This window comes from Bacillus sp. Marseille-Q1617, assembly GCF_903645295.1.
GTDB lineage: Bacteria > Bacillota > Bacilli > Bacillales > Bacillaceae_B > Rossellomorea.
Window position 1 is genome coordinate 568,322 of the sequence record NZ_CAHJXM010000001.1, and the last position, 14,434, is coordinate 582,755.

The 14,434-nt window shown below is 42.8% G+C and carries 11 protein-coding genes; 7 read left to right on the forward strand and 4 right to left on the reverse strand.

Annotated elements, in window-relative coordinates; genetic code table 11:
- Positions 1-8: 8 nt before the first annotated feature.
- Positions 9-785 carry an adenylate/guanylate cyclase domain-containing protein gene (locus HWX64_RS02825; protein ID WP_175987080.1) on the reverse strand — a complete coding sequence of 259 codons (777 nt, stop codon included), beginning with the start codon at positions 783-785 and terminating at the stop codon, positions 9-11.
- Positions 786-820: 35 nt separating this feature from the next.
- A complete protein-coding gene (locus tag HWX64_RS02830) occupies positions 821-2,257 on the reverse strand; it encodes an adenylate/guanylate cyclase domain-containing protein (protein ID WP_175987082.1) in 1,437 nt (478 codons plus the stop codon).
- A 102-nt stretch (positions 2,258-2,359) separates the two neighbouring features.
- Between HWX64_RS02830 and HWX64_RS02835 the strand changes: the two genes are divergently transcribed.
- The 3 genes from HWX64_RS02835 to HWX64_RS02845 all read left to right on the forward strand — a co-directional run bounded on the left by HWX64_RS02835 (position 2,360) and on the right by HWX64_RS02845 (position 5,338).
- Positions 2,360-2,953 carry a hypothetical protein gene (locus tag HWX64_RS02835; protein ID WP_175987084.1) on the forward strand — a complete coding sequence of 198 codons (594 nt, stop codon included), beginning with the start codon at positions 2,360-2,362 and terminating at the stop codon, positions 2,951-2,953.
- Positions 2,954-3,564: 611 nt separating this feature from the next.
- Complete coding sequence (locus HWX64_RS02840; RefSeq protein ID WP_254871022.1) at positions 3,565-4,041, forward strand: DUF421 domain-containing protein; 477 nt, start codon at positions 3,565-3,567, stop codon at positions 4,039-4,041.
- A gap of 142 nt (positions 4,042-4,183) precedes the next feature.
- A complete protein-coding gene (locus tag HWX64_RS02845; RefSeq protein ID WP_175987086.1) occupies positions 4,184-5,338 on the forward strand; it encodes an IS256 family transposase in 1,155 nt (384 codons plus the stop codon).
- 297 nt (positions 5,339-5,635) lie between these two features.
- On the opposite strand, the gene HWX64_RS22165 is transcribed toward HWX64_RS02845, so the two are convergent.
- Both HWX64_RS22165 and HWX64_RS02855 read right to left on the reverse strand, forming a co-directional pair.
- Entirely contained in the window at positions 5,636-5,791 is a 156-nt protein-coding gene (locus tag HWX64_RS22165; protein WP_175987088.1) for a hypothetical protein, read from the reverse strand.
- A 319-nt stretch (positions 5,792-6,110) separates the two neighbouring features.
- Positions 6,111-6,758 (reverse strand): TetR/AcrR family transcriptional regulator, encoded by a 648-nt coding sequence (locus HWX64_RS02855; RefSeq protein WP_368495561.1) that lies wholly within the window; start codon positions 6,756-6,758, stop codon positions 6,111-6,113.
- An 88-nt stretch (positions 6,759-6,846) separates the two neighbouring features.
- Between HWX64_RS02855 and HWX64_RS02860 the strand changes: the two genes are divergently transcribed.
- The 4 genes from HWX64_RS02860 to HWX64_RS02875 all read left to right on the forward strand — a co-directional run bounded on the left by HWX64_RS02860 (position 6,847) and on the right by HWX64_RS02875 (position 14,382).
- Positions 6,847-8,904: an RND family transporter gene (locus HWX64_RS02860; RefSeq protein WP_175987089.1), complete on the forward strand. Its 2,058-nt coding sequence runs from the start codon at positions 6,847-6,849 to the stop codon at positions 8,902-8,904.
- Positions 8,905-8,906: 2 nt separating this feature from the next.
- On the forward strand, positions 8,907-10,697 hold the full coding sequence (locus tag HWX64_RS02865; RefSeq protein ID WP_254871023.1) for a YhgE/Pip domain-containing protein: 1,791 nt from the start codon (positions 8,907-8,909) through the stop codon (positions 10,695-10,697).
- Positions 10,698-11,445: 748 nt separating this feature from the next.
- Positions 11,446-11,769, forward strand: coding sequence for a helix-turn-helix transcriptional regulator (locus tag HWX64_RS02870; RefSeq protein WP_254871024.1), 324 nt, complete (start codon positions 11,446-11,448; stop codon positions 11,767-11,769).
- 12 nt (positions 11,770-11,781) lie between these two features.
- The gene (locus HWX64_RS02875) at positions 11,782-14,382 is read left to right on the forward strand and encodes a heavy metal translocating P-type ATPase (protein ID WP_175987093.1); all 2,601 of its coding nucleotides are present in this window, start codon (positions 11,782-11,784) and stop codon (positions 14,380-14,382) included.
- Positions 14,383-14,434: the final 52 nt, after the last annotated feature.

Consider the following 14,434-nt stretch of genomic DNA (forward strand, 5'->3'; position numbering starts at 1 on the left):
TTTCTGTTTTATTTGTTCTCTTCTACCCAATTAGCCATACTGAGTCGATGAAAATTACCAGTATAAACTGTCCCATGTTTAGAGTGGTTTTGCTCTTTAAGCCAATCCTGGAAGGTCTGTTTCTTTTCAGCATTAGCGATGAAGGTGCCAACACTGTCATACACTTTTTTTGTTACACAAATGGGAAAATTATATTCTTTATTGGCTAAGCCGCACATTTTGGAAGCTCTATTTACTACATCACCCATATAAATGAGATCTTTTATTCCGCTTCCACTGAAACCTGCTTTGATTACTAAAGCACGTCCTAAAGCTACACCTATTCCGGCTTTTATTTCTTTGAAATCTTTGCCCCACTTTTTTTGGTATTTCAGGTTGAAAATTTCCATCATTCCATTACTCATTGATGCGGCCTGCATAGCCTCGATAACAGGGGATTCACTACCTTCTTCTTCACCAGCAAACATGGCTGATACACAATCCCCTATAATATTTATTTCCTTGCATGTTTTGAAGCTGTTTACGATTGCAACTATTTCGCTGATATAAGACCGGTAAATTCGGGCTAATGTTCTTGATTTTCTTCCCTGTGTCTCAATTAGATCAGTAGATCCCCGGAGGTCAATAAAAAATGCCGAACATTTGACATACTTTCCGTTCTTAAAAGTCAAATCATCAATTTCTGGAATATCATCGCTCTCTTCATATGTATTCGAATCGCTTAGAATGTCATCAATTCGGGATAAGCTACTTTCCAGATTAAAAATTTTATAATTTGATCTCATATTCATCACCCATAATTGATTTGTTTTAAAAGTTTCTATTCTAACAATAGAAGCTGGTTTCCTTGGATTTCATTCTTTAGCCCAAGTGCTTTTAAAATCTTCCATAATTCGAGACGTGTTTCTTGACTAACATTGTGATATTTGCTGCAATACAAAACAGCATCTAAATAATCTCTTTCTTTCCCAAGCGTCTTTACAATAGTAACGATCAGATCGTTAGAAGGAAACACTAGATAAGGAAGTTTGTTCATTAGTTGTTCAATAATCAATGAATATGCAATAAAGGACTCTTTGTCTTTAAAATACTTAATCAACTTCCAATAATATAAGTCATTATGGCAATGTGCTGTACTGAGCCCAATTTTGTTACCAATAGTTTCTACTTCTTTCATAAGCTGAAGAGCTGTTTCTATTGTAAAAGAATCAATATTTTCCTTGAAATATAGGACTTTAACTTCATAGATAGCTTTGTTTCTAGCATATTCAGTTGCTGATGAAATCTTTGCTTCCTTTTCTGATAACTCTCTTTCCTTCTTTTCAATAGCAACAACTTTTTGGGCAACCTCCTGCTCTTGTTTTCTTAACTTATTCTCTCTTTCTATTACAGTTTCAAATTGTTCAAGCAAATTCAAAGTTTTTTGTCGAATATCTTCTAAAATGGTGGTAACGACCTGTTGGTTTTGATTGCTTTCATTCTTTTGATTGAGAGTATCGTCTGTTTGTGAACCTGTGGTTATTGTCTCATCAATACAATCTAAATAGTAATCAATAGTCCCGTAGCCTTCATAGATTGAATCGCCCTTTATACGGAATCGTTTTTCCCAAATATCTGTTTTCAATCCAGCTGGCATTTTGTTGTACACTCTATTAGAAATGAAAATTTCTCTCTCTAATGCCAAATCAGTCAGTTTGCTTGCAACATTAGCGGTTTTTCCTGCCCATACTAAATCTCTTGCATCATCGTCTTCGTGCTTAATCCCGATTGAAGTAGTTAGTACCCTTCCTGTATCAATTCCAACCCCACATTCAATACTCTTGTTGTTGACATTCGTTTTACATAACGGGTTAAACACATGTTCTACAACTGTAATAATTGCACGTGCCGCATTCATTGCTTTAGAAACAGATCCTTCTTCTGCATCGTCAACAAAAACTCCCATTACTCGATCTCCCGCTATCTGTCGCACACTTCCACCACTTGAATAAATGCAGATACTCATCGCTCTTGCAAACGCCCGATATATTTTCGCCATGCTTTTTGCTTGAGAACGGTCTGAAAGCTGGGTTGAACTTCTTATATCCACAAACAGTATGGAACAATTTGTAATAATTAGTCCTTGATTTCTGTCAGGAAGGTCGTCAATGGAAGGAACCGTATCTCCTGTGAAATCATTCACTTCCATTTCCGTTGTAAAGATACCTTCAATTTTCTCTTTAATTTTGTCTAAGACATCCCAACCCATCATGCTCATTATTTTCCTCACCCAATCGACTTTTTTCTACTTCTATTTTAAACTCAAGTGTATAATATTGGAAGAGTTTCTTAAAATGGGAAGAAAAGGGGGAAGGTTTATATGAACAGTTCAAATAATGAAAATGTAGAAGTAAATAAAGAAGAGGTAATAGAAACGTTAGATAGGATTAATTTTTGGATTGGAAATTGTGATACAAAAGTTTCTTTTTCATTGGCTTTTGCGGGAATACTCCTAGGAGGCTTCTTCTCAAGTAGTATAATAACTGGTTCGTTAAACTTACTTATAAAGAAATTGATACGAATGTATAGCATTAATAATTATGGGGAAGTGGGAATGGTGTTACTAACTAGCTTTGTCTTGGCGATGTTCTTTTTCTTTATGGCTTTAACCATCACCTACCTATTTAAAGCGTTGAAGGGTTCGATTGATTCCTCTGTATATAAACAGCCTGGTCTCACTACTGATTCAATAAGTTTTTTTGGAACTATTGCTGGTCAAAGTTTTGATTCATATAAGCAAAAAGTAATGACCGCTACTTTATTGGAAAAGCAAAATGATCTTCTTTCACAAGTATATATTAATTCAAAGATTTGCCAGAATAAATTTAAACTATATAATAATGGACTAAGATACTTGGTAATATCTACTTTACTTTTTGCCATTCTCAATCTGTTCTTTTTATTTATTAAATAGATAATTAAGAACCCCAGTGTTTTTCTTTGTCAAACTTAAAGTAGTTATGTAAGAAAACAGGTAAAGTAAATTACCTGTTTCAGATTAAATAAATATTTTACACAAATTTTACGCATTGCAATTAAAAACCTTATTAAGTCAATACTTTGACCGCCATTTCAACCCCGACCATCAGTATCTATGGATGTAACAGTGATTGAGCAATTAAAAACAGCGGTTAAAATATTTATTAGTTAAAAATACAATATGAGTGAATACACAGATTTTAGGTGAATTCCACTGCTCTGGTGTATTGACTATGATGGATTATCTACACCTAGCACTCTGCACATGTGGAGTGTGTGGCGAAGTTGGTTTTGAAATAGAATTTTATTATATATTTATGGGTGCCTGATTCCCTGCGCGTTAACTAACGCATTAACGCGCAGGGGATCGTGCCTTTTTTGTGTTAATTGCAGCGGGTCAAGTGAAGCCGGAAAGAACTGACAGCGAGATTAAAACCACTGTTAATTATTATTTGCCACTCCTCACTTTACGTTCTTGAAATGCCCATAATTTGGGTTTACTCCAAATGCTGCAGGGAAGAGGACAAGTAGTGAGGAAGGAGGAGTATGATGTTTTTTTCTAATTTTGATGGGATTCAACGAATTGTCGTTATAGCTGTTTTTTCTTATGCTTCACTTGTTATCTTTCTTAGGGTCTCTGGAAAGAGAACACTCTCAAAGCTAAATGCGTTTGATTTAGTTATAACAATGGCGATGGGGACTACCTTAGCCACTACCATTTTGAATAGAAATGTTACTTGGGTAAAAGGAATAACTGCGTTTCTAGTTTTAATAGCACTTCAGTATCTTGTAGCCAAGTTAACAGTACGTCTGCCCTGGTTTGAGAACATAATTAAATCGGAACCACAAGTTCTTTTCAAAGAAGGAGAATTCAAAGAAGAAGCGATGAAGAAGGAAAGGGTTTCTAAAAGTGCAATATTTCAAGCAATGCGCTCTCAAGGCCTTGGATCGATGAAACAAGTGAAAGAAGTTTTTTTGGAGTCAGATGGCTCCATTTCTGTCATTAAACAATACGAAAAATAAGATTTATTGAAACAAAAAATTAGAAATTCTATATAGGAATGATGGTTTATAAATGTATGTGTAAGGTCTTTTTCTAGACAACAGAAAAAGGACAAAGTACTCTCTGAATATCACCACAATAATCGAGAGGAGTCCTTTGTCCATGTCCAATGATAACACAAAAAACCTTAATCTTTCTAGTCTGTTAGAGTCCACTATGAAAGAAGTCCTTAAAGAAAAAGTAGAATTCATCCTCCAAGAAGAAATTAAAGAGGTCCTTAAAAATGAACCTGTGGGACAAAACAACTCTCGGAATGGATATTATCCACGTACGCTGGATACTGTCTATGGACGTGTTGAAGACCTTGATGTTCCAAGAGATCGTAATGGCGAGTTCCAAACGGAACTCTTCGAGCCTTACAAACGCAGAATGGTGGCTGTTGATGAGCTAGTCATCCAATTGTATCGTCATGGCGTTGGGGTTCGTCAGGTCGGTAAAATTATGAAAAGCCTGCTTGGCGACTCTTATTCTCCAGGCACCATTTCCAATGTAACGGATACTGTTCTACAAGATATCCGGGAATGGCAGAACCGTCCTTTGAAAAAACGGTATTGTGCCCTTTATCTTGACGCTTTATTTGTAAACGTTCGTCGTGACACGGTTGGTAAAGAAGCTGTCTATATTGTTCTTGGTATTTCGCCGGAAGGAAATCGTGAAGTTCTGGGATTTTATATTGGTGGCAGAGAGTCTTCCAACGGCTGGAGTGAAATTCTGAATGATCTTCGTGAGCGTGGAGTGGAACAAGTCCTTCTTGGGGTATTTGACGGCTTGTCTGGATTAGAAGATGCATTCCTTCGTGCTTTTCCAAAAGCGGATGTACAGCGCTGTGTTGTACACAAAGTAAGGAACACGCTTAACAATGCGCGAAAAAAGCATCAACCCGAATTAGCCCAAGATCTAAAGACTATTTATAAGGCAGACAGTTACGAAGAGGCTCAAGCTGCACTCCAAGAACTGAAGGAGAAGTGGAAGAAAACGTACAAACGAGAATTTGAATCCTGGGAGAATGACCTTCCTGTACTTCTCACGTTCTTCAAGTATCCTAAAGATGTTCAAAAATACCTTTATACAACAAACCTGATTGAACGTTTAAACAGGGAAGTCCGAAAGAGACTGAAAACAATGGATAGTCTACCGAATATTGAAGCAGCAGAGAAAATCATTTATATGAATGTGTCAGATTACAATGATCGTTGGGCTAGAAGAAAATTAAGCGGATTTGGTTTAGCGAAAGATGAGCGTTACGATGAAAAATGATAGTGAGCGATTTTTCCCCTCCGGAGGCTTCAGCCTCCGGAGGGGAAAGGCAACCCCCATTACCCAAGAGAAGTATATATGCAGGGAGTACTCTCTTACACATAATTATTGACACTACCATAGGAATCCTAAAAAGGGATATCTCAGTGCCAAAGAGGCTTACGCTTTGACCCTCCGATTAGTTATGGTATTTAGCTGTATGATCTCTAGTGGATTATTAACTCGTGATTAATAATATGAATCTTTTTTTAAACTATAGGTAAGCGTATCTAAAACAAACAGATACGCTTTTTTATATTATTTACATTGGACTAACGCAATCCCTGCAGGAGCATCTCCGACTTTAATCGAATCGATTACTTTTTGGCGTTTCCTATTAATCACTGAAACTGTGTCTTGAAGATTATTGATGACATAAGCAAATTTGCTGTCTTTTGATATTGCAACTAGCACGGGGCCATCGCCAACAAGGGAAGGGTGTATAGGCGTTCAAGGAGGTTGACATAATTGATGACTGAAAAGCTTTAAATGAAGAAGATTAAATCAGCGATAAATCCAGCATCCGTAAATTGGAGGCTTTAAGGGAAGGTTTTCTGGCTTTTAGGGATTGAAAAAAATTTCGGCACGAAGGGCAAATGTTTTTGATGAAAGGTGCAATTAGCTGTTATCTGAAACAATCTTCAAAATTAGTGCTTGACCAATGTGTGAAGCCCATTTCAAGGTCTGGTTAACGGAGTATTTATGATATGGAACGAAAATTCCAGATAGTAACCTACTGAACTCCCGATAACCCCCGATTTATGAAGTTATACAAAATCCCCGCCATCTCCCCGGGCGTCTTTTCCAACCCATTCTCCAGCCAATTCTTAATCACATGAATACTTCCGCTCACCAGGAATATATTGATATATTCATACGTTTCCTGATCGATCCGGCTGTCGGTGATCCAATTTTTGAAGATGAATTCGTGAGTGATCATCATACCTTTTTTCAGGAAGTACATATCGGTGTTCTCGCTTAGGAGGGTGTGGCAGATGTCACTTTTCTCGGCGAGGTATTCGAATAGTTTTTCGGTCATTTGCAGGGCCTCTTCTTCTTTAGAAAAGTTGTATTGCCCAAGTGTGCCGACGAGGTCTTCGATGAATTCTTCCTCGATAGAATCGAGCAGTTCGTATTGGTTTGGGTAGTGGGCATAGAAGGTGGAGCGGTTGATGTCTGCCGTTTCACAGATTTCTTTGATGGTGATACTTGAGATCGTTTTTTCCTGCAGCAGTTTCAACAGGCTTTCTTTTAAAACCATTCGTGTATATTGTTTTCGTCTGTCCATTTTTGAGGTCACTTTCGATGTTCCTTTCTGTCCATTTTTAGCCGTCGAGAGAGATATCCAACATACCGGAATGAAATGTTGGTTATCGAACATTCGCTAACCAACTGTCCGTTGTATAACCAACACGGTGTTTATTATAATGATAAGGTGAAAATGCGAGAGATACAAGTGAGGTTGAGAAATGATAAATATTGCATCGTGGATCATAAAGCATAAGAAGGCTGTGCTTATTGCGTTCATACTGGTGACGATCCTGTCTACAGTGGCGCAGTTTTTTGTGAAGGTCAATTATAATATGGTCGATTATTTACCGGATGATGCCCAGGCGACGAGGGCAATGGACATCATGGAGAAAGAATTCACGGGGGCCGTGCCGGATACCCGGGTCATGGTGACTGATGTGTCGATCCAGGAGGCGCTCTCCTATAAAGAAAAGCTTGAAGCCATCGACGGGGTTTCGGATGTCATGTGGCTGGATGATATGGTCGATCTGAAGACGCCCTTGGAGGTAGCGGATCAAGAGACGGTCGAGAACTATTATAAGGACCGGAATGCACTGTTCTCGATCAGTGTACGGACCGGGGATGAGGTCCGGATCACGGATGAAGTGTATGAACTGATCGGGGAAGATGGTGCAATTGCGGGGGAGGCCGCCAATACGGCAAATTCCCAAAAGATGGCCGGCAACGAATCGATGTATGCGGGGATGCTTCTCGTTCCGCTGATCATTTTGATTCTGGTCATTTCGACGACGTCATGGGTCGAACCGCTGTTCTTCCTGACGGCGATCGGGGTGTCGGTGCTGATCAATCTGGGCACGAATATCTTCCTCGGGGAGGTTTCGTTCGTTACCCAGTCGGTGGCACCGATTCTGCAGCTGGCGGTGTCGCTCGATTATGCGGTGTTCCTGCTGCACAGCTTTCAGGATTACCGGAAGGAGACCGATGATCCGGAGGAAGCGATGAAGCTTGCGATGAAGAAGTCTTTCCCGGCGATTACGGCGAGTGCAGCGACGACGTTCTTCGGCTTCATCGCGCTGACGTTCATGGAGTTCCAAATCGGGTCGGATCTCGGTGTGAACCTCGTGAAAGGGATCGTCCTGAGTTTCATCAGCGTGATGGTGTTCCTGCCGGCGTTGACGCTTGTTTTTTATAAATGGATGGATAAGACGAAGCATAGGAGCTTTGTACCGGACTTCAAGGGGATCGGCAACAAGGTCGTCAAATTGAAGATCCCGAGCCTGATTTTGGTGTTCGCGATCATTGTGCCGGCTTTTCTGGGGCAGACGAACACGAAGTTCATCTACGGTTCGGGTGAAGCGCCTGAGAACACCCGTGTCGGCAGTGACTTTAAGAAAGTCGAAGAGACGTTTGGGGAAACGACTCCAATCGTGCTGCTGGTCCCTAAAGGGGATATGGCGAAAGAGAAAGAGCTGGTTGAGGATATTGAGAATCTCGACTATGTGACTGGCGTTATGGCCTATGTAAACCAGGTAGGGACCGAAATCCCTCCTGACTATCTCGACAAGTCGATCACGGATGAATTCTACTCTGAGAATTACAGCCGGATCGTCATCAACACGAATCAGGGTACAGAAGGAGAGGTCCCTTTTTCTATAGTAGAAAAGGTAAAAAAAGCGGCCTCGGATTATTACGGGGATGAGGCCCTTGCGCTCGGGGAAAGCGTGACGCTGTATGATATTAAAACTACAGTCAATAAGGATAACGTGGTTGTGAATGTGCTGACGGTCGTGACGATTGCACTCGTGCTCCTGTTCAGCTTCCGGTCGATTACGATTCCGGTCATCCTGCTCATCACGATCGAAGCAGCGGTCTGGATCAATCTGTCGATCCCGTACTTTACGAATACGCCGCTCGTGTTCGTCGGCTATTTGATCATCAGTACGGTGCAGCTGGCCGCGACGGTCGACTATGGAATCCTGTTCACGGAAGCGTACACCCATTACCGGAAGGAGATGCCTGCGAAAGCGGCCATCGTGAAGACGCTTGATGAAAAGACGTTCTCGATCTCAATTTCAGCGGCGATCCTCTCGAGTGTCGGATTTATTTTATGGATCACGTCGTCCAATCCGATTGTCGGATCCATCGGGCTCTTGATGGGAAGAGGGGCGCTCCTGGCGTTCCTCATGGTATTGTTTGTGCTGCCGGCGATGCTTCTGGTATTTGATAAATTCAATAAGAAAACAACCTATAAAGCAAATTATTATGAGGAGAAATGATGATGAGAAAAAAAAGACTGACATACAGCGCTCTCGCTTTGATGCTGTTCTTGCCTTCATTTCTGAGTGTGCCCGCCCAGGCGGCGACGGAAGGAAAGGTGTCGTCAAAGGATGAAGTGGTTTACGCGACATTGAATGCGGAGGGGAACCTCAATCATATCTACATCGTGAATACATTCGATGTGGCCAGTGCCGGGAAGATCCTCGATTTCGGGCAGTACAGCAGTGTGAAAAACCTGACCGACCTGAAGGAGCTTGAGCAGGAGGGGCAAAAGGTTGAGATGGATGCCCCTGAAGGAAAGTTCACCTATCAAGGGAATATGAGTGAAGAGACGGAGCTGCCGTGGGATGTGAAGGTTTCGTATAGGCTTGATGGGCAGAAAGTGGATCCATCCAAGCTTGCCGGAAAGAGCGGTCATCTTGAAATAAACATCGATACTGCTGAAAATACGAGCGGCGACTCGGATTTTTACGAGAATTATTTATTGCAGGTGTCGATGAGCCTGCCGAATACGTATGAAAATATCGAAGCGGCTGACGGCATGGTGGCGAATGCCGGGAAGAATAAGCAGATCACGTTTACCGTCATGCCCGGAAAAGAGAAGAAGCTGACGGTGGAAGCGGATGTGAAGGACTTCGAATTTAAGGGAGTCGAGATCGCCGCGGTCCCGTCCACACTTCCGATCGATACGACGGGAACGGAAGGTATGACAGGTGATATGTCCGAGCTTTCGAATGCCATCGGGAAGTTGAATGATGGTGTGGCTGAGCTTGAGACGGGCGTGTCCCAGCTGAATAATGGGGCAGCAAGTCTGCGTGACGGTTCTGCTCAATATAAAAATGGACTCGGGGAATTGAACGGATCGTCGTCTCAATTGGTCGGTGCGTCCGGTTCGATCCGTGATGCGCTGGCGACGATCAATGGGTCCCTTTCCGGGCAGTCGGCTGAAGTGGACTTGTCGAGTTTGAATGAACTTCCTGCTGGACTCAATCAGCTGGCGGGCGGACTGAATGAAACGGCAGCCGGGATGACGAAGTTGAAGGATAATTATTCGCAGGCGTATGCTGCGCTTGATGCGGCAATCAAGGGGATTCCGGCCAGTCAGGTTTCTGAAGAAGATATTGCCGCTTTGCGTGAGAGTGCGGCAAATCCGGAAGTCGTTGATAAGCTGGCAGCGTCCCATGCAGCTGCACAAAAGGTGAAAGGGACGTATGACAGCGTGAACCAAGCTTTTGCAGCAGTCGAGCCGTCACTTAATCAAATGAACGGTGCGGTGACGGAAATCAGCGGACAGCTGACGTCGATCTCAAGCAATCTGTCTTCGTCTTTGAAGGAAACGGATATGAGCGGTCTGGCGGAACTTCAAAAAGGATTGAGTGAACTGTCAGCCAAATATGGTGATTTCCACTCTGGACTCGTGAGTTATACAGAAGGTGTGGGGCAGCTGTCCTCGAATTATGGAAAGCTTCATTCAGGGATTACTGAACTTGCCGGCGGAACTAGTGAACTGTCCGGCGGGGTGAACGAGCTTCATGACGGAACGTCTGAATTGCACCAGGAAACAAAAAACCTTCCTGAAAAGATGCAGGCGGAGATCAATAAGATGATGGACGAATACGATAAGTCCGATTTCAAACCTGTTTCGTTCGTTTCTGAGAAAAATGAAAAGGTTTCTTCCGTCCAGTTCGTGATCAAGACGGAGAGCATCGAGAAGGAAAAAAAGGAAGAGAAAAAAGCGGAACCTGAGAAGGAGAAAGGGTTCTGGGAGTTGTTTTTGGATTTGTTTAGGTAATAGAGGTGGTTGTGACTTCAGTGGTTTGTGCCAGGCACAAATTGAATGTTTTGTGCCAGGAACAATCAGGGTATTTTGTGCCTGGCACAATTTAAAAGGGTTGAGCCAGGCACCATAAAAAGAATTAAAAAATTTAAAAAGGACAGATACCGTGATTTCGTTGAAACCACAGTATCTGTCCTTTTTTACAGCCAATCTATCATCTGAATTTGCAGGTAAGCTGATAAACATATTTTTTTGTAACAAAAGGAAAGGCGGAAAGCTTTCTTGATAGATTAAATAAGGTGTTAGTGGGGCCTGGCCACGGTATGCTGATGATCTAGTGTACCGGGGGTCAGGCCTTTTTCTCTTTACCGGAAGTTTTTTCTTAAATAAAGCAGTAATTCTATTGAAATTCAACGTTTTTTCCAAAAGCAGACGATTTTATTTAGATTGGTGGAGACAAATGAATGGTTTTAGTTCATCAAGCCCCTTTTTAAACTAAAATAGTTTGTCTTTTTTGAGTTGATGGAATTTTATTATCGAAATCAATAGATTTTATTATCTGAAAAAACGATTTTATTATCGAAAAAGCGGAATCTATTATCGAAATCCAAGTCCATGGAGTATTTATTTTCAAATGGATAGGAATATGATCGATTACAGTATTTTCTTATCGATCTGAACTGTTTTGACACACATATTAGAAATTGCTAATATGTTAATCATAAACGTATTAGAAATACCTAATATGATGGAGGGGCACAAATTGGCTGAAACAATTGATTTAGATACCAAGGTAAAATTCCTGCAGGGATTTGCACATAAAATAAGGATTCAAATTTTGGAGTGTATTATAGAAGAAGAAAAGACGGTTTCCGAGATCATCAAGGACCTGGATGGGAACCAGTCAAATATATCCCAGCATCTGGCGTGCTTGAGGGGATGCGGCCTGATTGTCGGAAGGCAGGAAGGGAAGTACACATTCTATAGTCTAAGTAATCAGCACGTGCGGGACTTATTGGAGACGTTCGATGTGGTGCTGGGTGAAGTACAAAGTGACGTTGCATGCTGTAAAAATCATATCGTTTAGGGGGTGGAAGAGATGGCAGATTCATGGTGCAGTTCGAATAAAGGAGAACAACATGAGAGCCATGTTAAATCAACTTGCTGCGGTACTAAAGAAGAGCAGCAATTGGTTATAGCGAAAACAAGCTGCTGCAGCGGGGATGCGGAAGTTGAAAGAATGCCTGAAGCTGGGAAGTCCCAAGGATGCTGCAGCGGAAATGAGGAAGTTGTTTCAATGCCTGAAGCCGGCGATTCCAAGAGCTGCAGCAGTCAGACGGCCGTTGAAACGAGGGATGCAGCTGCTCAATCATGCTGCAGCAGTGAAACAGACTCTCCTAAAGGGGAGGAGGCCGAATACCGGATACACGGTATGGATTGCCCATCGTGTGCCCTATCCATCGAAAAAGGGCTGAGCAAGTTAGAGAATATAGCGGAAGCCAAGGTAAACTATAATTCTGCAAAACTGAAGGTCACGGGGAGCGATTTTGAACAAGTAGAATCTGAGGTTCAAAAGCTCGGGTTTAAAATCGAGCCCTTGAAACAAAACAAGAATATGAGGGTGTATTCTGTCGAAGGGATGGATTGCGGCAGCTGTGCGAAAAGCATCGAGAACCATTTGAATACAATTCCGGCAGTCAACCATGTAAGTGTCAATTTTTCAACAGGGAAAATGAAAGTGGAGCATGAGAACAGTGTGGAAGAAATCGTAACCGAAGTATCGAAAATCGGTTTTAAAGCGTCTCTGCTTTCGAAACAGAAGCCTTCAACAGAAGAAACACAAAAAGAAGGGTATGGCGGGATCATTACTTCAGGGATCTTGATTGCATTAGGATTCGCTGGATCTTTTACTGGTATTTCCACTTTGATAACCACATTCTTGTACGCATCGGCAATGGTCATCAGCGGGTATAAGCCGGTAAAAAGCGCCTACTACTCTATTAAAAGCCGTTCATTGGACATGAATGTATTGATGTCAGCGGCGGCCATCGGTGCAGCCTTGATCGGTGAATGGCTGGAAGGGGCAACGGTTGTCTGGCTGTTTGCGCTTGGAACGGCCCTTCAGACGATGTCGATTGAGAAGACGAGAAATTCCATCCGCAATCTGATGAATTTGGCACCGTCGGAGGCATGGATTATAGTAGGCTCGCAGTTAACGAAAAGACATGTTGAAGAAGTGGCTGTGGGTGACATCCTGGTTGTGAAACCTGGAGATCGGATTCCGCTGGATGGTGAAATCTTAAAAGGTGAATCAAGTATCAATCAGGCGCCGATCACAGGTGAGTCCATCCCGGTGGATAAGGAAGCCGGGGACACTGTTTATGCGGGGACGATCAACGAGAACGGGTCCCTTGAAATAAGGGTCACAAAGCTCGCTGAAGATACAACCATTGCGAAGATCATCCACCTGGTGGAGGAAGCCCAGGAACAGAAAGCACCCACTCAGGCGTTCATCGATAAGTTCGCGGCTGTTTATACGCCGATCGTGTTCGTTCTGGCATTGGTTGTGATGGTCCTCCCGCCTTTAATAGGATTTGGAACATGGGGTGAATGGTTTTATAAAGGTCTTGAATTGTTAGTCGTTGCCTGCCCTTGTGCGCTGGTCATTTCGACTCCTGTTGCGATTGTTTCCGCAATCGGCAATGCCGCAAGGAACGGGGTGCTGATCAAAGGAGGTACGTTCCTTGAAAAAGCAGGGGCGATTACGGCCATTGCATTTGATAAGACCGGTACCCTGACCGAAGGAAAGCCAAAGGTTTCCGAAATCAAGGCTTTCAACGTGTCAGAAGAAGAGGTATTATCCATCGCTCGGACGTTGGAGGAATATTCGACCCACCCGATCGCACGAACCGTCGTGGGGTTTGCGAAGGAAAAAGGCATTGAGCCAAAAGACGGCGAGTTATTTAAAAGCATAGTGGGGAAAGGCGTGCAGGCTGAGATTGACGGGGCCGTCCACTATGCAGGGAATGCAAGGCTTTTTGAAGAAAAGAACCTTCCTTTAGGCGAGGCTGAAACAGTCGTTCAAGCGCTTCAGAGCAAAGGAATGACCGTTGTGATCATTGGTACAAAACAGAAGGTCCTTGGAGTCATCTCTGTTGCTGACTCGATCCGGACCACGACCGTACATGCATTGGATGGCTTGAAGAAAGTCGGAATCGGCCAGGTCGTGATGCTCACCGGCGACAATGAAGGCACAGCCAGGATGATCTCAAAGGAAGCAAGTGTGAGTCGTTATTTTGCTGACCTTTTACCAGAAGATAAAGTGGATGCCATCAAGAAACTGCAAAGCGAAGGCCATAAAGTGGCCATGGTCGGGGATGGAATCAATGATGCACCTGCCCTGGCCACAGCGGATCTGGGGATCGCGATGGGCGGGGCTGGAACGGATACAGCAATGGAAACGGCAGATGTAGTATTGATGGCGGATAATCTTGAAAAACTGCCGTACACGATAAATTTAAGCAGAAAAGCGCTTAAAATCATCAAACAGAACATTTGGTTTTCATTGATTGTGAAGTTCGCGGCATTGGCATTGATCTTTCCGGGCTGGCTCACGCTATGGTTGGCAGTCTTGAGCGATACGGGGGCTGCTATCATCGTGATATTGAATGCTCTGCGTCTATTAAAGGTGAATCGTTAAAAGTGAACAATCAGAGGTCCTGCCCCCCGTTTTTATACTTAGGGGTCAGGCC